The 18467-nt window shown below is 71.0% G+C and carries 21 protein-coding genes; 1 reads left to right on the top strand and 20 read right to left on the bottom strand.

What is annotated here, in order from left to right:
• Positions 1-29 precede the first annotated feature (29 nt).
• The 17 genes from glmM to QMG39_RS11095 all read right to left on the bottom strand — a co-directional run bounded on the left by glmM (position 30) and on the right by QMG39_RS11095 (position 13474).
• A complete protein-coding gene (gene glmM / locus QMG39_RS11175; RefSeq protein WP_281884975.1) occupies positions 30-1391 on the bottom strand; it encodes a phosphoglucosamine mutase in 1362 nt (453 codons plus the stop codon).
• Positions 1392-1405: 14 nt separating this feature from the next.
• The gene (gene rpsI, locus QMG39_RS11170; RefSeq protein WP_281884973.1) at positions 1406-1891 is read right to left on the bottom strand and encodes a 30S ribosomal protein S9; all 486 of its coding nucleotides are present in this window, start codon (positions 1889-1891) and stop codon (positions 1406-1408) included.
• Between the two features lie 44 nt (positions 1892-1935).
• Complete coding sequence (gene rplM / locus QMG39_RS11165) at positions 1936-2382, bottom strand: 50S ribosomal protein L13 (protein WP_281884971.1); 447 nt, start codon at positions 2380-2382, stop codon at positions 1936-1938.
• Positions 2383-2516: 134 nt separating this feature from the next.
• The gene (locus tag QMG39_RS11160; protein WP_373878322.1) at positions 2517-3464 is read right to left on the bottom strand and encodes a tRNA pseudouridine synthase A; all 948 of its coding nucleotides are present in this window, start codon (positions 3462-3464) and stop codon (positions 2517-2519) included.
• 27 nt (positions 3465-3491) lie between these two features.
• Positions 3492-4535, bottom strand: a complete 1044-nt coding sequence (locus QMG39_RS11155; RefSeq protein ID WP_281884969.1) for a GNAT family N-acetyltransferase — start codon at positions 4533-4535, stop codon at positions 3492-3494.
• Between the two features lie 94 nt (positions 4536-4629).
• Positions 4630-5142, bottom strand: coding sequence for a 50S ribosomal protein L17 (gene rplQ / locus QMG39_RS11150; RefSeq protein ID WP_281884967.1), 513 nt, complete (start codon positions 5140-5142; stop codon positions 4630-4632).
• A gap of 48 nt (positions 5143-5190) precedes the next feature.
• Entirely contained in the window at positions 5191-6177 is a 987-nt protein-coding gene (locus tag QMG39_RS11145) for a DNA-directed RNA polymerase subunit alpha (protein ID WP_281884965.1), read from the bottom strand.
• A 175-nt stretch (positions 6178-6352) separates the two neighbouring features.
• A complete protein-coding gene (gene rpsK, locus QMG39_RS11140) occupies positions 6353-6751 on the bottom strand; it encodes a 30S ribosomal protein S11 (RefSeq protein ID WP_281884963.1) in 399 nt (132 codons plus the stop codon).
• Positions 6752-6784: 33 nt separating this feature from the next.
• Positions 6785-7159, bottom strand: a complete 375-nt coding sequence (gene rpsM / locus QMG39_RS11135) for a 30S ribosomal protein S13 (protein ID WP_281884961.1) — start codon at positions 7157-7159, stop codon at positions 6785-6787.
• Between the two features lie 152 nt (positions 7160-7311).
• Positions 7312-7428: a 50S ribosomal protein L36 gene (gene rpmJ, locus QMG39_RS11130; protein ID WP_055821300.1), complete on the bottom strand. Its 117-nt coding sequence runs from the start codon at positions 7426-7428 to the stop codon at positions 7312-7314.
• Positions 7429-7498: 70 nt separating this feature from the next.
• Complete coding sequence (gene infA / locus QMG39_RS11125) at positions 7499-7720, bottom strand: translation initiation factor IF-1 (protein ID WP_021759551.1); 222 nt, start codon at positions 7718-7720, stop codon at positions 7499-7501.
• A 177-nt stretch (positions 7721-7897) separates the two neighbouring features.
• Complete coding sequence (locus QMG39_RS11120; protein WP_281884951.1) at positions 7898-9046, bottom strand: mannitol-1-phosphate 5-dehydrogenase; 1149 nt, start codon at positions 9044-9046, stop codon at positions 7898-7900.
• Positions 9046-9483, bottom strand: coding sequence for a PTS mannitol transporter subunit IIA (locus QMG39_RS11115; protein WP_281884949.1), 438 nt, complete (start codon positions 9481-9483; stop codon positions 9046-9048). The genes QMG39_RS11120 and QMG39_RS11115 overlap by 1 nt, the downstream gene beginning before the upstream one ends.
• Positions 9484-9522: 39 nt before the next feature.
• Positions 9523-11061: a PTS mannitol transporter subunit IIBC gene (locus QMG39_RS11110; RefSeq protein WP_281884948.1), complete on the bottom strand. Its 1539-nt coding sequence runs from the start codon at positions 11059-11061 to the stop codon at positions 9523-9525.
• 15 nt (positions 11062-11076) lie between these two features.
• Positions 11077-12765 (bottom strand): phosphoenolpyruvate--protein phosphotransferase, encoded by a 1689-nt coding sequence (gene ptsP / locus QMG39_RS11105; RefSeq protein ID WP_281884946.1) that lies wholly within the window; start codon positions 12763-12765, stop codon positions 11077-11079.
• A gap of 42 nt (positions 12766-12807) precedes the next feature.
• A complete protein-coding gene (locus QMG39_RS11100) occupies positions 12808-13074 on the bottom strand; it encodes an HPr family phosphocarrier protein (protein WP_281884944.1) in 267 nt (88 codons plus the stop codon).
• An 88-nt stretch (positions 13075-13162) separates the two neighbouring features.
• On the bottom strand, positions 13163-13474 hold the full coding sequence (locus tag QMG39_RS11095; protein WP_281884942.1) for a PTS sugar transporter subunit IIB: 312 nt from the start codon (positions 13472-13474) through the stop codon (positions 13163-13165).
• Positions 13475-13717: 243 nt separating this feature from the next.
• On the opposite strand from QMG39_RS11095, the gene QMG39_RS11090 reads away from it, so the two are divergent.
• Entirely contained in the window at positions 13718-15616 is a 1899-nt protein-coding gene (locus QMG39_RS11090) for a BglG family transcription antiterminator (protein WP_281884940.1), read from the top strand.
• Between the two features lie 27 nt (positions 15617-15643).
• Here the strand turns inward: QMG39_RS11090 and map are convergent, their stop codons facing one another.
• From map to secY, 3 genes are read right to left on the bottom strand one after another with little or no spacing between them, the layout of a single operon-like run.
• Complete coding sequence (gene map, locus QMG39_RS11085) at positions 15644-16471, bottom strand: type I methionyl aminopeptidase (RefSeq protein WP_281884939.1); 828 nt, start codon at positions 16469-16471, stop codon at positions 15644-15646.
• A 5-nt stretch (positions 16472-16476) separates the two neighbouring features.
• A complete protein-coding gene (locus tag QMG39_RS11080) occupies positions 16477-17079 on the bottom strand; it encodes an adenylate kinase (protein WP_281884937.1) in 603 nt (200 codons plus the stop codon).
• Positions 17076-18398: a preprotein translocase subunit SecY gene (gene secY, locus QMG39_RS11075; RefSeq protein WP_281884935.1), complete on the bottom strand. Its 1323-nt coding sequence runs from the start codon at positions 18396-18398 to the stop codon at positions 17076-17078. The genes QMG39_RS11080 and secY overlap by 4 nt, the downstream gene beginning before the upstream one ends.
• Positions 18399-18467: the final 69 nt, after the last annotated feature.

The raw sequence follows: 18467 nt of genomic DNA, 5'->3' as shown, positions 1-18467 counted from the left end.
CGTCCGGCCTGCGGGCCGGCCAGCCCGGATCAGACCGCGAGCTCGGCGCGCACGACCTCGGCCAGCGCCTCGGCGTGGCGCTGCGCGTCCTCCTGCTCGGCGGCCTCGACCATGACCCGGACCATCGGCTCGGTGCCCGAGGGGCGCAGCAGCACGCGACCCGAGCCGCCCAGCTCGGCCTCGACGGCGCGCGTCGCCTCGTCGATCGCCTCGTTGCCGGCGAGCGCGTCGCGGTCGACGCCGCGCACGTTGAGGAGCACCTGGGGGTAGACGGTCATCACGTCGGCGAGGGATGCCAGCGAGTGCCCGGTGCGCGCGACCTCGGCGGCGAGGTGCAGTCCGGTCAGGACGCCGTCGCCGGTCGTCGCATGGTCGGTCATGATCACGTGCCCGCTCTGCTCGCCGCCGAGGGTGTACCCGTGGGCGCTGAGCTCCTCGAGCACGTAGCGGTCGCCGACCTTCGTCTCCACGACGGAGATGCCGTGCTCGGCCATCGCCTGCCGCAGGCCGATGTTGCTCATGACCGTGGTCACGAGCGTGTCGTCCGCCAGCTGCCCGCGCTGCTGCATCGCGATCGCGAGGATCGCCATGATGCGGTCGCCGTCGACGACCTGGCCCCGGTGGTCGACCGCGAGGCAGCGGTCGGCATCGCCGTCGTGGGCGATGCCGAGGTCGGCGCGGTGCTCGACGACCGCGGCCTGGAGCACCTCGAGGTGGGTCGACCCCACGCCGTCGTTGATGTTGAGGCCGTCGGGATCGGCACCGATCACGGTCACCTTCGCGCCGGCGAGGGCGAACGCCTCCGGCGACACGCCCGAGGCGGCACCGTGCGCGCAGTCGATGACGACGTGGAGTCCGTCGAGGCGGTTCGGCAGCGTGCTCACGAGGTGCAGCACGTACCGGTCCTCCGCGTCGGAGAAGCGGCGGATGCGGCCGACGCCGTCGCCGATCGGCGTGAGCTTCTCCTCACCGAGCCGGGCCTCGATGCGGTCCTCGACCTCGTCGGGCAGCTTGGTGCCGCCGAAGGAGAAGAACTTGATGCCGTTGTCGGGCGCCGGGTTGTGCGACGCCGAGATCATCACGCCGAAGTCGGCGTGCTCGCTCGCGATGAGGTACGCGGTGGCCGGGGTCGGCAGCACGCCGGCATCGAGCACGTCGATGCCGGAACTGGCGAGACCCGCGACGACCGCCGAGGTGAGGAACTCACCCGAGATGCGCGGGTCGCGCGCGACGACCGCGACGGGCTTGCGGCCCTCGGCGCGGATCGAATCGGCGTGCCGGCCCTGCGTGAGCACGAGCGCGGCAGCCTGGGCGAGTTCGAGGGCCAGCCCAGCCGAGAGTTCCCGGTTGGCCAGCCCCCGAACGCCGTCGGTGCCGAAGAGGCGAGGCATCGAGCCGTCGCGCCTCAGCGCTTGGAGAACTGCGGAGCCTTGCGGGCCTTCTTGAGACCGGCCTTCTTGCGCTCGATGACGCGCGCGTCGCGGGTGAGGAAGCCGGCCTTCTTGAGGGTCGGGCGGTTGTGCTCGCGGTCGATCTCGTTCAGCGCACGAGCGATCGCGAGGCGCAGCGCGCCGGCCTGGCCCGAGGGGCCGCCGCCGGTGATGCGGGCGACGACGTCGTAGCTGCCGCGCAGGTCGAGCACGGTGAACGGGTCGGTGATGAGCTGCTGGTGCAGCTTGTTCGGGAAGTAGTCCGCGAACTCACGGCCGTTGACCGTGATGGAGCCGGCGCCGGGGACGACGCGCACGCGGGCGATGGCCTGCTTGCGACGGCCCACGGCCGCGCCGGACACGTTGAGGATGACGCGCTCCGAGGCCGGGGTCTCGGTCGGCGCGCTCTCGGTGGTGTAGCTCTCGGGAGCCTGGTCGATCTGGTCTGCGATCTTCGCCACGATGAATGAATCCTTTGGTCTTGTACGTCGAGAAGGGAGCGCCGTTACTGGGCGATCTGGGTGAGGGTGTACGCCTTCGGCTGCTGCGCGGCGTGCGGGTGCTCCGGGCCTGCGTAGACCTTCAGCTTCTTGATCTGGGCGCGACCGAGCGAGTTCTTCGGGAGCATGCCGCGAACCGCCTTCTCGACGGCGCGGACGGGGTTCTTCTCGAGGAGCTCGGCGTAGCCGACGGCCGACAGGCCGCCCGGGTAGCCCGAGTGGCGGTAGGCCTTCTTCTGCTCGAGCTTCTGGCCGGTGAGGGCCACCTTCTCGGCGTTGACGATGATCACGAAGTCGCCGGTGTCGACGTGGTTCGCGAAGATCGCCTTGTGCTTGCCGCGCAGCAGGGCTGCGGTGTGGCTGGCGAGGCGGCCGAGCACGATGTCGGTCGCGTCGATGACGACCCAGTCGCGCTGGATCTCATTCGGCTTGGGGGTGTAGGTGCGCGTCACGGAAGTGCTGCTTTCTGATCGAGAGAGGGGTTCGTGAATCCCACTCCGTGGGAGTTCGCCCGCGATGCGGTCGAACGCCCGGTGGAGGGCTCATCTTCGGATGCCGACGCAGATGGCGGCACCAAAGAGACAGCTTAGCCCACGACCCCATCCGCGTGCAATTCGCGCCGCGCCCGGGTCTGCCGTGCCCGGGCCGCGAGCTCCGTGTCGTCGGGGTAGCCGACCTCGGTCAGCACGAGCCCCTTCGCGGGCATCACCCGGAACGCGCTCGTGCGCTCCCCCGCCCGCATGAGCGCGAGCGGCTCGTCGGCCGCGAGCCGCCCCTGCCCGACCGCGACGCACGCGCCGACCAGGGCGCGCACCATCGAGTGGCAGAAGGCGTCGGCCTGCAGCGCGGCGACGAGCACCCCGTCGGCCTCGCGCCGCCAGTCGAACGCCTGCAGGGTGCGGATGGTGGTCGCCCCCTCGCGCGGCCGGCAGAACGCGGCGAAATCCCCGAGCCCGAGCAGCGAGTGCGCGGCCGCGCCCATGGCGTCGGCGTCGAGGGTCGTCGGATGCCACACCGTGAACGCCCGGGCCAGGGGGTCCCGCACGGCCGCGGCGTCCGCCACGCGGTACTTGTAACGCCGCCACACCGCCGAGAAGCGCGCGTCGAAGCCTTCGGGCGCGAACGATGCCGCGTGCACCACGACGTCGGCGTCGTGCGCGCCGAGGATGCCCGTGAGGCGCCGCAGGAGCACGCCGGCCGGGTCGACGGCGCGGCCCGAGGCGGGGTCGCCGCGCCGGGGACGCGTCACGGCCTCGAGCGCGTCGGGGTCCACGTCGAGGTGGGCGACCTGGCCGCGGGCGTGCACGCCGGAGTCGGTGCGACCGGCCACGGTCAGCCGCGGCGCCGTCCCGGTGCGCCGGAAGAGCGTCGCGAGGGCCTGCTCGACCACGCCCTGCACGGTGCGCTGCCCCGGCTGGGCGCTCCACCCGTTGAACGCCGTGCCGTCGTAGGCGAGGTCGAGGCGGATGCGGGTGGGCGGCGCGGGTTCCGGCACGGGCTCGCCGCCCGTGGCATCCGCCTGCTCGTCGCTCACGATCCCCAGCCTACGGTCGGGCCCGCGTCAGTACTCGAGCGAGTACGCGAGCTCGCGGTGCTTCTCGCGGTACCCCATCGACTCGTAGAGCGCGTTCGCGCCGGTCGGGCTGTCGGCGTCGACCTCGAGCACGCTCGACGTGAAGCCCGCGCCCGCTGCGGCGTGCAGGTGGCCGGCGAGGAGGCGGCGGGCGATGCCGCGCCCGCGACCCTCGCGGCGCACCCCGACGTACTCGACGTAGATGCCGGTCTCGCCCTCGTGGGCGTCGGTCGCCTCGTACTCGCTCGCGAGCAGGAAGCCGACGACGCGGTCGCCGTCGACCGAGACCAGCGACAGGTCGCCGCGGAACCCCTCGGCACCCACCAGGTGCCCCCACTGCTCGGAGCTCATGACGTCGCTGCCCCAGTGGTCGCGGAAGGCGTCGTTGCGGGCGTGGCGCACGGCCTCGGCGTCCTCGTCGCGGTACGGCCGCACCGCGGCATCCGCCTCGGGCACCTCGGGCAGCGGCTCGCGCAGGTCCCGGGAGAACTTCAGGAACCAGCGCTTGGCCTCCATGCCGGCGCGCTCGAGAAGCCGGCGGTGGGCCGGCGTGCGCTCCTGCGCGTACCCGAAGACCACGCCGGGCAGCAGCGAGTCGCTCGTGGAGAACTGCTCGACGGCGCGCGCGAGCTCCCAGTCGAGGAGCACGCGCCCGATGCCGCGCCCGCGGAAGTCGGGGTGCACCCCGCCGAACACGAAGCTGCGCACCATGAGCTCGGCCTCGGCGGGGCTCAGCACGAGCCCGTGCGCGGCGAGCCGGCCGTCGGCCGCGAACCCGAGCAGCGTGTCGCGCTCGAGGTCGAGCTCGCTGCGCCCGAGCATGTCGGCGACCTCGTCGCGGCTGGATCGCCACTCGGGGTGGTCGGCCGCGGCGAGGGCGTGCTCGAACTCCGTGAGCAGGTCGACGTCGTCGAGCGTCACCGGGCGCCACGACGCGATCTCCGGATGGGCGGGCACGACGGTGCGCCGGGCTCCGGCGACACGGTCGCGCAGGGGCTCCTGGCGGGGCTCGGGGTGCAGGTTGTCGGTCATCGTGCTCATCCTCTCCGGCGGGCGGGACAGATCATTCGACGACGAACGCCCCGGGCACGGGTGCCCGGGGCGTTCATACGGCGTGGACGCGACGTCACTTGGCGTCGGCGTCGGCCTCCTCGGCGGCAGGCTCCGCGGCGGTCTCCTCGGCGACGGGCGCCTCCTCGACCACGGCCTCCTCGGCGACGGGCTCCTCGGCGGCCGGCTCCTCGGCCGGAGCGGCCTTCGCGGGCTTCGCCTTCGGGGTGACGGGCTCGAGCACGAGCTCGATCACGGCCATGGGGGCGTTGTCGCCCTTGCGGTTGCCGATCTTGGTGATGCGGGTGTAGCCGCCGTCGCGGTCGGCCACCTGCGGCGCGATCTCCGCGAAGAGCTCGTGCACGACGCTCTTGTCGCCGATGACCGAGAGGACGCGACGACGGGCGTGCAGGTCACCGCGCTTGGCGAAGGTGACCAGGCGCTCGGCGAACGGACGCAGGCGCTTGGCCTTGGTCTCGGTCGTCGTGATGCGCTTGTGCGTGAACAGGCTGCTGGCGAGGTTCGCGAGCATGAGACGCTCGTGCGCGGGTCCGCCTCCGAGGCGGGGGCCCTTGGTGGGCTTGGGCATTGTTCTGTATCTCCAGTGGTGGGGGTGTGCGAGGCGCGCGCGGCGTGCCTAGTTCTCTTCGTCGAACCCGGTGTAGAAGTGCGCGCCGTCGAAGCCGGGGACCGAGTCCTTCAGCGACAGGCCCATCTCGGTGAGCTTGTCCTTGACCTCGTCGACCGACTTCTGGCCGAAGTTGCGGATGTTCATCAGCTGGGTCTCGCTCAGAGCGACGAGCTCCGAGACCGTGTTGATGCCCTCGCGCTTCAGGCAGTTGTAGGAGCGGACCGACAGGTCGAGGTCCTCGATCGGGATCGAGAGCTCGCTCGAGAGCACGGCGTCGACCGGCGCGGGGCCGATCTCGATGCCCTCGGCGGCGTTGTTCAGCTCGCGGGCGAGGCCGAACAGCTCGGTCAGCGTGCGGCCGGCCGACGCGATCGCGTCGCGCGGGCTGATGGCCGCCTTGGTCTCGACGTCGACCACGAGGCGGTCGAAGTCGGTGCGCTCACCGGCACGCGTCGCCTCGACGCGGTAGGTGACCTTGAGCACGGGCGAGTAGATCGAGTCGACCGGGATCTGGCCGGCCTCGGAGAACTCGCTGCGGTTCTGGCTGGCCGAGACGTAGCCGCGGCCGCGCTCGATGGTCAGCTCGAGCTCGAACTTCGCGGTGTCGTTCAGGGTCGCGATGACGAGCTCGGGGTTGTGCACCTCGACGCCGGCCGGGGCCGAGATGTCGGCCGCGGTGACCTCACCGGAGCCCTGCTTGCGCAGGTACGCGGTGATGGGCTCGTCGTGCTCGCTGGAGACGACCAGGTTCTTGATGTTGAGGATGATCTCGGTGACATCCTCCTTCACGCCCGGCACGGTGGAGAACTCGTGCAGCACGCCGTCGATGCGGATGCTCGTGACGGCGGCACCGGGGATCGACGACAGGAGGGTGCGGCGAAGCGAGTTGCCGAGGGTGTAACCGAAGCCCGGCTCGAGGGGCTCGATCACGAAACGCGAACGGAACTCCGAGATGTTCTCTTCCGTGAGCGTGGGACGCTGTGCGATCAGCACTATGGATTCCTTTCGGCTCAGTGCCCGCTATATGACACTTTGCGATGGAGGCCGGGTGGCTGGCCCGGCCGGATATGGAGTTATGAGAGAACGGATGCGCCGGTCGGGGCGCTGGCGGTGGCGCGACGGACCACTGGTCCGGCCGTTCCGCCGGCGCCCGACCGGCGGACGTGCGTCAGACGCGGCGGCGCTTCGGCGGGCGGCAGCCGTTGTGCGCCTGCGGCGTCACGTCGTTGATGCTGCCGACCTCGAGGCCTGCGGCCTGGAGCGAGCGGATCGCGGTCTCGCGGCCCGAGCCCGGGCCCTTCACGAAGACGTCGACCTTCTTCATGCCGTGCTCCTGCGCCTGGCGGGCGGCCGACTCGGCGGCCAGCTGCGCGGCGAACGGGGTCGACTTGCGCGAGCCCTTGAAGCCGACGCCGCCCGAGGAGGCCCAGCTGATGACCGCGCCGGTCGTGTCGGTGATCGAGACGATCGTGTTGTTGAAGGTCGACTTGATGTGGGCCTGGCCCACGGCGACGTTCTTCTTGTCCTTCTTGCGGGGCTTGCGAGCCGCCGACTTGGGTGCTGCCATGACTTCTCCTGAATCCTCGTCGCTGGCCGGGGGCTAGCGAGCCTTCTTCTTGCCGGCGACGGTGCGCTTCGGGCCCTTGCGGGTGCGCGCGTTGGTCTTGGTGCGCTGGCCGCGGACCGGGAGGCCGCGACGGTGGCGGATGCCCTCGTAGGAACCGATCTCGACCTTGCGGCGGATGTCGGCGGCCACCTCGCGGCGGAGGTCGCCCTCGACCTTGTAGGTGCCCTCGATGTGGTCGCGGAGGGCGACGAGCTGGTCGTCGGTGAGGTCCTTCACGCGGATGTCGCCGGAGATCCCGGTCTCCGCGAGGGTGGCGAGCGCGCGGGTGCGGCCCACGCCGTAGATGTACGTCAGTGCGATCTCCACGCGCTTCTCGCGCGGGATGTCGACGCCTGCCAGACGTGCCATGTTGGCTTCTCCTGAATGGTGATCGAGAGGTGTGGAGCAACGCCGGTGCCCGGGCCTCTCTCCCGAGGTGTCATCCGCGTCGCGCGGAATCCTGGCGTTGCCGTGTCGTATTCAGTTGTGGGGTTCGTCGTGCCGCCCGCGGGCGGCGCAGGTCAGCCCTGGCGCTGCTTGTGGCGCGGGTTCGACTTGCAGATGACCATGACGCGACCGTTGCGGCGAATGACCTTGCAGTGGTCGCAGATGGGCTTGACGGAGGGATTGACCTTCATTTGGGGTTCCTTGTTGCATCGCTGTCTTCGTGCCCGCGGGGAGCCGGGGGCCGTTACTTACAGCAGAGACCTACTTGTAGCGGTAGACGATGCGGCCGCGGGTCAGATCGTAGGGGCTCAGCTCCACGATCACGCGGTCCTCGGGGAGGATGCGGATGTAGTGCTGACGCATCTTGCCCGAGATGTGGGCGAGCACCTTGTGCCCGTTCGTCAGCTCGACCCGGAACATGGCGTTCGGGAGAGCCTCGACGACCGAACCTTCGATCTCGATGACACCGTCTTTCTTGGCCATAGCCTCACTATCGCTAGGGTTGGAATCTGCTGGTCGTGCGATCGTCTCGCGCGCCGATCGCATGCCCGGGGGCATGGCGGTATCGAGGTGCGAAACACCAAGGGTCAACATTACGCCATCGGGCGTGGTTAATCCAATCGGATGCCCCTGAGACGATCGGCCCCGGGGCCCCGCGCGTCACGCCTGCTGGCGCTCGCGCACGCGCTCGACGATCGGCGCGAAGAGGGCGTGGGTCGGCGCGAGCCCGGTCACGTCGGCGACGATCGCCTCGGCGTCGCGCTCGCGCAGCATCCGCTGGAGCTCGACGCTCTGCTCGTCGGCCGGCACGTCGAACCGCAGCGCGGCCGCCATCGCGTCGAGCAGCGCGCGCGGCGCCATGCCGCGCTCCGACAGCTCGGCCGCGGGCCCGACGAAGCGCTCGTGCCGGCCGAGCTTGCGCAGCGGCTGGCGCCCGACCCGCTCGACCGTGTCGGGCAGCGCCTCGTTGCGGAACCGTTCCAGGATCGTCTCGCGGTAGCGCGTCTGCGCCTCCTCGGCGAACTCGTGCTTGGCGACCAGCAGCGCCGAGGTCTCCTCGAGCACGCCCGCGACCGCGGCCTCGACGACCGGGTCGGCGAGGGCCTCGGCGATGCGCTCGTACCCGGCGATGAAGCCGAAGTACGCGATCGACGCGTGGCCGGTGTTCACGGTGAAGAGCTTGCGCTCGATGTACGGCGCCAGGTCGTCGACGAAGTGCGCGCCGGGGATGGCGGGCACGTCGTCGCCGAACGGCGTGCGCTCGATCGCCCACTCGAAGAACGTCTCGACGGTCACGTCGAGCCCTGCGTCGGGGTCCTGACCGGGCACGATGCGATCGACCGCGGTGTTCGCGAACACCGCGCGCCCGGCCAGCTTCGTCCACTCTGCCGGAGTGCAGAGCGCGGCGGTCTCGTCGTGGAGCACGTCGGTCGCGTTGATCGCGTTCTCGCAGGCCATGACCTGCAGCGGCGGCAGTTCCGCCGGGCGCGCGCGCAGCCCGGCGAGCAGGTGCGGCGCGATGAAGCGCAGGATGGTGGGCCCCACCGCGGTGGTGAGCACGTCGGCCGACGCGATCTCGCTCACGACCCGCTCGGGATCCGTCGCGCTGTTGACCGCGCGGAAGCCGTCGACCCGGGTCGTGGTCGACGACGCGCCCACGGCGTGGACCTCGTAGGAGTCCGCCGCCGCGAGCGCATCGATCAGCTCGGCGTTCACGTCGGCGAACACCACCTCGTACCCGGCCTCGTGGAGCAGCAGCCCCACGAAGCCGCGGCCGATGTTCCCGGCGCCGAAGTGGACGGCCTTCATCAGCCGTTGACCTCCTCGAGGATCGCGTAGAGGGCGTCGGCGCCGTCCGCGAGGAGCAGTCGCTCGACCTCGTCCTCGTCGGAGAAGACGATCGCGATCCGCGACAGGATGTCGAGGTGCTCGTCGCCGACCCCCGCGATCCCGACCACGAAGCGCACCTCGTCCCCGCCCCAGTCGACGGGCTGGTCGTAGCGCGTGAACGAGAGCGCCGACCGCAGGATCGCGTCCTTCGACTCGTTCGTCCCGTGCGGGATCGCCAGCAGGTTGCCCATGTAGGTCGACACCGACTGCTCGCGCTCGAGCATCGCGTCGACGTACGCGGGAGTGACCGCGCCGGCCTCCACGAGGACACCGCCCGCGGCGCGGATGGCCTCCTCGCGGTCGGCCGGCGCGGCGGCGAGTCGGACGTTCCCGGGTGACAGCACCTGGTCGCTCATGTCATCCATTCCCTTCGTTCCCGCCGCCGCGCCGTGCGGTCAGCGCACCCCTTCGGACTGCAGCATGTGCACGACCTCGTCGTACTTCGGGGAGTTCATGAAGTTCTCCACCGAGACGTGCAGTGCGCTGGGCGACTGCAGCTTGGCGCGGTCGGTCAGGTCCTGGTGGGTGATCACCAGGTCCACGTCGTCCTTCAGGTTGGCGATCGACTGGTTGGTCACCTTCACGCTGTCGATGCCCGCCTTCTTGATCTTGTTGCGGAGCACGGTGGCGCCCATGGCACTGGAGCCCATGCCCGCGTCGCAGGCGAACACGATCGTGTGGATCGGCTTGTGCTCGAAGGCCGCACGCTCGCCCTCCTCGACCAGCGCGCCGCCCGCGGCGACGCCCTCGGCCTGCAGGCCGCCGAGCACCGAGCTCTCCTTGCCCTTGTTGGCCTCGGTCTGGGCGATCGCGGCGCTCAGGTCGCCGGCGTTCTCGCGCTCGAGGTCCTTCTTCCGGCTCGCCCGGAGGATGATCGACGCGATGATGAACGACACGGTCGCGGAGAGCACCACCGAGAGCACGACGCCGAGGTAGCTGTCGTTCGCGGTCTGGATGAGCACCGCGATGATGCTGCCCGGTGCCGCCGGCGCTCGAAGGCCCGAGTCGAACAGCACGTTCGTGGCGACGCCGGTCATGCCGCCGGCGATCACGGCCAGCACCGTGAGCGGCTTCATGAGCACGTACGGGAAGTAGATCTCGTGGATGCCGCCGAAGAACTGGATGATGATCGCACCGGGTGCGCTCGCCCGCGCCATTCCGACGCCGAAGATCGCGAACGCGAGCAGCAGGCCGAGGCCCGGGCCGGGGTTCGCCTCGATGAGGAACAGGATCGACTTGCCCTCCTCGGCCGCCTGCTGCGTGCCGAGCGGGGTGAACACGCCGTGGTTGATGGCGTTGTTCAGGAAGAGGATCTTGCCGGGCTCGACCAGGATCGACACGAGCGGCAGCAGCGACAGCGAGATCAGCCAGTCGACACCCGCCTCGAGGACGTTGCTGATCCACTCGACCGCGGGGCCGAAGGCGAAGTAGCCGACGATCGCCATGATGCCTGCGAGGATGCCGGCGGAGAAGTTGTTGACGAGCATCTCGAAGCCCGCCTTGATCTTCCCCTCCCAGATGCGGTCGACCTGCTTCATGAGGTACGCCGCGAGCGGGCCCATGACCATCGCGCCGAGGAACATCGGGATGTCGGTGCCCACGATCACGCCGACCGTCGCGATCGTGCCGACCACGCCGCCTCGGGTGTCGTAGACGAGGCGCCCGCCCATGTTCGCCAGCAGCAGCGGCAGCAGGTAGATGATCATCGGCCCGACGAGGCCGGTGTACTCGGTGCCGTCGGGGCCCGGGAACCCGCCGAGCTGCGGCACGGGGGTCCACCCGGTCTCGATGAAGAACGCGGTGATGAGCCCCCACGCGATGAATGCCGAGATGTTCGGCATGACCATGCCGCTCAGGAACGCGCCGAAGCGCTGGATCCCGACGCGCGCGCCGCCCTTGGGCTTGGTGGCGTCGGGGGATGACGTCGTCGTCATGATGGTGCCTCTCCTTTAGGACGTGGGCGCGGACACGTCGTGCCCGGCCGTGACGGAGCCTGCGGCGTCCTTCGCCGCCTGCTGGGCTTCGGCCGCTCCCTCTGCGGCCAGTGCTGCGCGGGCGATCGCGATCGCGTCGTCCTTCGTGTACCGCGCCAGGGACGCGCGGACGTCTGCGAGTGCCGACGGGGACATCGACAGGGTGGTGGCGCCGAGGCCGACGAGCACGACGGCGAGCATCGGGTCCGCGGCGGCCTCGCCGCAGATGCCGACCGGACGACCGAGTTCCCGGCCCGCCTCCCCCACGGAGGCGACGAGCGACAGCACCGCCGGATGCCACGGGTTCTGGAACGTCGCGACCGTGCCGAGCATGCGGTCCGCGGCCATCGTGTACTGGGTCAGGTCGTTCGTGCCGATCGAGGCGAAGTCGGTCGCGGCCAGCAGGCGATCGGCGAGCAGCGCCGCGCTCGGCACCTCGATCATGACGCCCGCGGTGCGGATGCCGAGCTCCTTCGCCAGCGCGGTGAAGTACCTGGCCTCCTCGACGTTGGCGACCATGGGCGCCATGACCCAGAGGTCGGCGTCGGTCGCCGCATCCGCCGCCGCCAGGGCCGTGAGCTGCTCGCGCAGGATCGTCTCCGACTCGCGGAGGGCACGGATGCCGCGCAGGCCCAGCGCCGGGTTCTCCTCCTCGGCGTCGTTCAGGAACGACAGCGGCTTGTCGGCGCCGGCATCGAGCACGCGCACGACGACCTTCTTCCCGCCGAAGGCGCTCAGCAGGCGCGTGTACTGCTCCTGCTGCTCGACCACCGTCGGCGCCTGCTGCGCGTCGAGGAAGAGGAACTCGGTGCGGAACAGGCCCACGCCCTCTGCGCCGAGCTCGACCGCACCGGCAGCACCGTCGGCCGAGCCGAGGTTCGCCAGCAGGGGCACGGGCGTGCCGTCGGCCAGGGCGCCCGGGGTGATCGGGGCGGCCGCACGCGCCTTGCGCTCGGCGATGCGCTCCTGGGCGGCGACCCGCTCGTCCTCTGTCGGGCCGACGACGACGAGGTCGTTCTCGGCGTCGACGATCACCTGGTCGCCGGAGTCCAGCTGACCGGCATCCGTCGCGCCGACCACCGCGACGATCGACTTCTCTCGCGCGAGGATCGCGGTGTGCGAGGTCGGTCCGCCGTCGATGGTCACGAGGCCGAGCACCTGGTCGAGGTCGAGGGTCGCGGTGTCGGCGGGCGCGAGGTCGCGGGCGACGAGCACGAACGGATGCCCCGGGTTGGGCACGCCCGGCGCGGGCAGCTTCAGCAGGTTCGCGATGACCCGCTGCGAGACGTCGTCGAGGTCGGCGGCGCGCTCCCCCATGTAGCCGCCCATCGCGGCCAGCATCTCGCGGAACGAGGCGAACGCCTCGAACACCGCGCGCTCGGCGGTCTTGCCCTCGCCCAGGCGCTTCACGATGTCGTCCATGAGCGTCGGGTCCTCGGCCATCATGGCCTGGGCCTCGAGCACGTCCTGCGCCGAGCCGCCGGCCTTCTTGCCGCGACCCTGCAGCTCGGCGGCGACGACCGAGAGCGACCCGCGGGCGCGCTCGGCCTCCTTCTCCGGGTCGAGGTGGCTCGGCCGGTCCACCGGCTCGGGCAGGGGCTCGGCCATCCGGACCACCGGCCCGAGCGCGACGCCCAGTCCGATCCCGGTTCCGTGCAGTTCCATCACGCGTCTCCCATCCTGTTCGCGAATGGGAGCGGGCGCCCGCTACTCGTCGTGGTCGGTGCTGAGCAGCTCCACGAGTCGTTCGAGGACCGCGTCCTCGTCACCGCCGTCGACGGTGAGGGTGACGGTGTCACCGTGGTCGATGCCCTGCGAGATGACCGCCAGGATGCTCGCGGCGTTGACGGGAGACCCGCCGTCCTTCGCGATCGTGACCTGGGCTCCCGACTCGGCAGCGGCTTGGGTGAAGAGCTTCGCCGGCCTGGCGTGCAGTCCGTGGCTCGATCCGATCTGGACAGTGCGTTCCACCATGATTCCGGCCTCCGTCGTTGGCGTCCGTTCCCGTTCTCACCATAGACCCGGCCCGCGCGCACGGGAACGGCGACGCGCTCTGCCGGGTTCACGATCGCCCCCCGCTCACGGCGAGGGCGAGATCGAGGGCCTCCTCGCCGTCGCGCGCCGCGAAGACGCGCTCGGGCATGACGGCGACGGCGACGGATGCCTCGGCGGCGCGCTCCCGCACCGTGTCGGCGAGCGTGCCGACGTGCGCGCCGAGCAGCACCACGTCGACCTCGTCGAGGCCGGCGTCCAGCCGCGTCGACCCTGCCGCCTCGACCGTCAGGTCGAGTCCGCGATCGCGCGCGCTGCGACGCACACGCTGGGCGACGAACGTGCTCGACGCGCCCGCGCCGCACACCACCAGGATCCTCATCGATCCGCTCACCGTCTCCCGTGATTCCCAAGTCGGTGCCGGCCCCCCAAGGGGCCGACCGCTCCGCCGATCGTCCGGCGGTGCGTGTCACCAGTGTGGCGAGCACGCACCCGCCGTCACCACCAGACCTGTTTCCGCATCCCCGGAAATCCCGTCCGCCGGGACCCGCGCGACGCTCCGAGGTGGTTGACTCGGCATGGGACGTGCGACGCCGCCGGGCCGTCGCACGCGGGAGGAGGGGCCGTGGTCGAGCGGCAGGAGCGCATGCTCGCGCTGCTGGAGCGCGGCGGCACGCTCACCGCGGGCGAGCTCGCCGACCGCCTCGGGGTCACGCCGCGCACGGTGCGCAACTACGTGGCGGCGACGAACGGCGCGGCGGATGCCCCGGTCATCGTCTCGGGCCCGAGCGGCTATCGCGTCGACGCCGCCGCGCTCGCGCGCTACCGCGAACTCGAGCGCGACCCCGCCGACTCCCCCCGCGCGCGCCGCGGCCGCGTGCTGCGCCGTCTCGTCGACGCGCACGACCCGGTCGGGGTGCACGACCTCGCGGCCGGGCTCTTCGTGAGCGAGTCCACGATCGAGGCCGACCTCGCGCACGCCCGCGCGCGCCTGCAGGGGTCGGGCCTGCGCCTCGAGCGGCACGGCGACGCCGTGCGCGTCACGGGCACCGAGACCGCACGCAGGCGCATGCTCGGCACGCTCTTCCGCGAGGAGTCGAGCCGCGGCATGCTCGAGGTCGAGCACCTGCAGGAGGCGTTCGCCACCGACCGCCTGGCCGACTTCAAGACCGCCCTGCTCGAGCGGCTCACCGAGTCGGGCTACCTCGTCAACGACTACGGCCTGAGCAACGTGCTCCTGCACGTCGCCGTCGCGGTCGACCGGATCACGCGCGACCACGTGCTGGCCGAGCCCGACGTGCCGGAGACGGCCGAGACCGCCCCGCTGGCGGCGATCCTGCGCGAACTCGTGCCGGCGCACTTCGGCATCGACCTCGGCGAGGCGGACGTGCGCTACCTCGCCTCGCTCATCGCCACGCGTGCGGCGACCCCGGTCGCCGGGCCGGCCGCGGACCTGGAGCGCTACGTCGACCGCGAGCGCCTGGAGTCGGTGCGTCGCATCGTGCTGGAGGCCACGCGCAGGTATCTCGTCGACCTCGACGACGAGGAGTTCCTCGGCCGGCTGGCGATGCACGTGCAGCACCTCGTCGCGCGCGCGGGCGAGCAGTCGTACGCGCGCAACCCCGTCGCCGGGTCGCTGAAGTCGTCGTACCCGATGATCTACGAGCTCGCGGTGTTCATCGCGGGCGAGCTCCAGCGCGAGGAGGGCATCGACGTCAACGAGGACGAGATCGCCTACATCGCGATGCACGTCGGCGCCAGGCTCGAGGACGCCACCGCCGGCGGCGACCGCGTCGACGTGTCGGTCGTCGTCCCCGCCTACCAGGACCTGCACCTGAGCGCGCTCCGCCGCATCCGCGGGGTGCTCGCCGACGACGCCAGGATCGTCGACGTGATCACGCGCAGCGACGTCGACTGGGCCGCGCTGTCGGGCGAGATCGTCGTCACGACCATGCCCGGCCCCCGGCCCGACGACCGCACGATCGTGGTCACGCCGTTCGTGCGCGACGACGACCTCGACCTCGTGCGCACGGGCATCGGGCAGGCGCGTCGCGCGCGCCGGCGCGGTCGCATCGCGACGGAGCTGCTCGAGTACTTCGATCCAGCGCTGTTCCGGCGCAGCGCGCCCGACGTCGGCCCCGAGGGGATCATCCGCGAGCTCGGGCGCGAGATGGTCGCGCAGGGCCTCATCGACGACGCGTACGTCGAGGGCGCGCTCGAGCGCGAGCGGCTGTCGTCCACCGCGTTCACCGAGCACCTCGCGGTGCCGCACGCCATGGCGATGACCGCGCGCCGCACGGCCATCTCGATCGTGGTGAGTCCCTCGCCGCTGCGCTGGGGCGACGAGGCCGTGCAGGTGGTGGCGCTGATCGCGTTCAGCGAGGAGGGGCGCGCCGCGTTCCAGCGCGTGTTCGACCAGTTCGTCGAGGTGTTCTCGGAGCCCGACCACGTGCGCGAGCTCGTCGCCGCGTCGACGGACTTCCCGTCGTTCATCGACGCGCTGTCGCACGTCATGGAGTCCTGAGCGCGTGGGCCCGGGGCATCCGCCCGATCAGCGCGGCGGGGCCGGCACGATGCCGTGCGGGGCCAGCCCGGCCGCGCCGCCGTCGGCCGCCGTGAGCACCCAGACGCCGTCCTCGTGCACGGCGATCGAGTGCTCCCAGTGGGCCGCGTCGGCGCCGTCGGCCGTCGCGACGGTCCACTCGTCGTCGTGCACGACGGTGTCGATGGAGCCCGCGACGATCATCGGTTCGATCGCGACGACGAGGCCGGGACGCACCTCGGGCCCCCGCGGACGCACGCGATAGTTGAACACCGGCGGCTCCTCGTGCATCGTGCGGCCGATGCCGTGGCCGACGTAGTCGGTGAGGATGCCCCAGCGGCCGCGGGACTCGACGTGCTCCTGGATCGCCGCGCCCACCTCGTTCAGGTGACGCGCGCTCGCGAGGGCCGCGACGCCGCGCCAGAGGGCGGACTCGGTGACCTCGGAGAGCTCGCGCCGGGCGGCGACGAGCTCGGCGTTCCCGGGGTCGTCGATCACCACGGTGAACGCCGAGTCGCCGTTCCAGCCGTCGATCTGCGCTCCGCCGTCGACCGAGACGATGTCACCGGGGGCGAACGGGCGGCTGCCGGGGATGCCGTGCACGACCTCGTCGTTCACCGACACGCAGAGCGTGTGCCGGTAGCCGGGGACGAGCTTGAAGTTCGACTCCCCGCCGTGCTCGTGGATGACCGCCTCGGCGATCGCGTCGAGCTCGATCGGCGTGACGCCGGGGCGGATCGCCGCGCGTGCGGCTGCGAGCGCCGCCCGCGTCGCCTCGCCGGGAGCGCGCATCGCGCGCAGCTGCTCGGGCGTCTTGTAGATCGAGCGCTTGAACACGTCGCTCAGGCGTCGTCGACGGATGCCACCGCGCGCAGCCCGCGCGCGGCCATCGCGTCGAGGATGCGCTCGGTGACGTCCTCGACCGCGCCGAGCCCGTCGATCTCGACGACGAGCCCGCGCTCGCCGTAGACCTCGACCAGCGGTGCGGTCTGCTCGGCGTAGAGCGCCATGCGGTGGCGGATGACGTCCTCCGTGTCATCCGACCGCCCCTGCTCGGCGGCGCGCTTCAGCAGTCGCGCGACGACCTCGTCGGTGTCGGCCACGAGCTGGATGACGGCGTCGAGCGCGGTGCCGTCCTCCTGGAGGATGCGGTCGAGCTCGTGCACCTGCTCGATCGTGCGCGGGTAGCCGTCGAGCAGAAACCCGGTCGTCGCGTCCGCGTGCTGCAGCCGGTCGTGGACGATCGCGTTGGTGAGCGAGTCGGGCACGTACTCGCCGCGGTCCATGTACGCCTTGGCCTCGAGGCCGAGCGTGGTGCCGCCCTGGACGTTCGCGCGGAAGATGTCTCCGGTGGAGACCGCCGGCACGTCGTAGGCCTGGGCCAGGCGTGCGGCCTGGGTGCCCTTGCCCGCGCCGGGCGGGCCGATCAGGAGGAGGCGGGTCATCGGAGGAGCCCTTCGTAGTGGCGCTGCTGCAGCTGCGCGTCGATCTGCTTCACGGTCTCGAGTCCGACGCCCACGATGATGAGGATGGACGCGCCGCCGAACGGGAAGTTCGCGTTCGCGCCGACGAGTCCGAGCGCGATGAGCGGGATGAGCGCGACGATGCCGAGGTACACCGAGCCGGGCAGCGTGACGCGCGTCAGGACGTAGTCGAGGTACTCGGCCGTCGGACGGCCGGCGCGGATGCCGGGGATGAACCCGCCGTACTTCTTCATGTTCTCCGCGACGTCCTCCGGGTTGAAGGTGATCGCCACGTAGAAGTAGGTGAAGCCCACGATGAGCAGGAAGTACATCAGCATGTACAGCGGGTGGTCGCCATTGACGAGGTAGTTCTGGATCCAGACCACCCACGCCGCGGGCTCCTCGCCCGGCTGCGGCTGGTTGAACTGCGCGATCAGGGCCGGCAGGTACAGCAGCGACGAGGCGAAGATGACGGGCACGACGCCGGCCATGTTCACCTTGATCGGGATGTAGGTGTTGTTGCCGCCGTAGGTGCGTCGGCCGACCATGCGCTTGGCGTACTGCACCGGGATGCGGCGCTGCGACTGCTCGACGAAGACGACGGCGACGACGATCGCGATGCCCACGACGAGCACGAGCGCGAAGATGTCCCAGCCGCGTGCGACGCCGATGGCCCAGAGCGAGCCGGGGAAGGTCGCCGCGATCGACGTGAAGATGAGCAGCGACATGCCGTTGCCGATGCCGCGCTCGGTGATGAGCTCGCCCAGCCACATGATGAGGCCGGTGCCGGCGGTCATGGTGATGACCATGAGCATCACCGCGTACCAGGCGTCGTTGGTGAGCAGCTGTGAGCACTCGGCGATCGGGTTCGTGTTGAACAGCGCGCCGCTGCGAGCGACCGTGATCAGCGTCGTCGACTGGAGCACGGCAAGCGCGATGGTGAGGTACCGCGTGTACTGGGTCAGGCGGGCCTGGCCGGCCTGGCCCTCCTTGTACAGGGTCTCGAAGTGCGGGATGACGACGCGCAGCAGCTGCGTGATGATCGACGCGGTGATGTACGGCATGATGCCGAGCGCGAAGATCGACAGCTGGAGCAGCGCGCCGCCGGAGAAGACGTTGACCAGCTCGTAGAGGCCGGACGTGCCCTGGTTGGCTGCGAGGCACGCCTGGACGTTGCCGAAGTCGACGAACGGCGCCGGGATGAACGAGCCGAGCCGGAACAGGGCGATGATCCCCAGGGTGAAGCCGATCTTCCTGCGAAGATCCGGCGTGCGGAAGATCCGCCCGATGGCGTTGAACACCTGTCCTCCTGTTGCTCCCTCGTGGAGCAGGTCGTTGTTGCGGCTCGAGCCTGTCAGGGCCCCCGTAAT

The sequence above is a fragment of the Agromyces rhizosphaerae genome, from assembly GCF_027925245.1.
Classification (GTDB): Bacteria; Actinomycetota; Actinomycetes; order Actinomycetales; family Microbacteriaceae; genus Agromyces; species Agromyces rhizosphaerae.
This window is presented reverse-complemented; position numbering and strand designations above follow the sequence as displayed.

Coding starts and splice junctions, on each gene's coding strand:
- glmM (WP_281884975.1), bottom strand. CDS start 1,391: ATGCCTCGCCTCTTCGGCACCGACGGCGTTCGGGGGCTGGCCAACCGG.
- QMG39_RS11155 (WP_281884969.1), bottom strand. CDS start 4,535: ATGACCGACAACCTGCACCCCGAGCCCCGCCAGGAGCCCCTGCGCGAC.
- rplQ (WP_281884967.1), bottom strand. CDS start 5,142: ATGCCCAAGCCCACCAAGGGCCCCCGCCTCGGAGGCGGACCCGCGCAC.
- rpsK (WP_281884963.1), bottom strand. CDS start 6,751: ATGGCAGCACCCAAGTCGGCGGCTCGCAAGCCCCGCAAGAAGGACAAG.
- rpsM (WP_281884961.1), bottom strand. CDS start 7,159: ATGGCACGTCTGGCAGGCGTCGACATCCCGCGCGAGAAGCGCGTGGAG.
- rpmJ (WP_055821300.1), bottom strand. CDS start 7,428: ATGAAGGTCAATCCCTCCGTCAAGCCCATCTGCGACCACTGCAAGGTC.
- infA (WP_021759551.1), bottom strand. CDS start 7,720: ATGGCCAAGAAAGACGGTGTCATCGAGATCGAAGGTTCGGTCGTCGAG.
- QMG39_RS11120 (WP_281884951.1), bottom strand. CDS start 9,046: ATGAAGGCCGTCCACTTCGGCGCCGGGAACATCGGCCGCGGCTTCGTG.
- QMG39_RS11115 (WP_281884949.1), bottom strand. CDS start 9,483: ATGAGCGACCAGGTGCTGTCACCCGGGAACGTCCGACTCGCCGCCGCG.
- QMG39_RS11110 (WP_281884948.1), bottom strand. CDS start 11,061: ATGACGACGACGTCATCCCCCGACGCCACCAAGCCCAAGGGCGGCGCG.
- ptsP (WP_281884946.1), bottom strand. CDS start 12,765: ATGGAACTGCACGGAACCGGGATCGGACTGGGCGTCGCGCTCGGGCCG.
- QMG39_RS11100 (WP_281884944.1), bottom strand. CDS start 13,074: ATGGTGGAACGCACTGTCCAGATCGGATCGAGCCACGGACTGCACGCC.
- QMG39_RS11095 (WP_281884942.1), bottom strand. CDS start 13,474: ATGAGGATCCTGGTGGTGTGCGGCGCGGGCGCGTCGAGCACGTTCGTC.
- QMG39_RS11080 (WP_281884937.1), bottom strand. CDS start 17,079: ATGACCCGCCTCCTCCTGATCGGCCCGCCCGGCGCGGGCAAGGGCACC.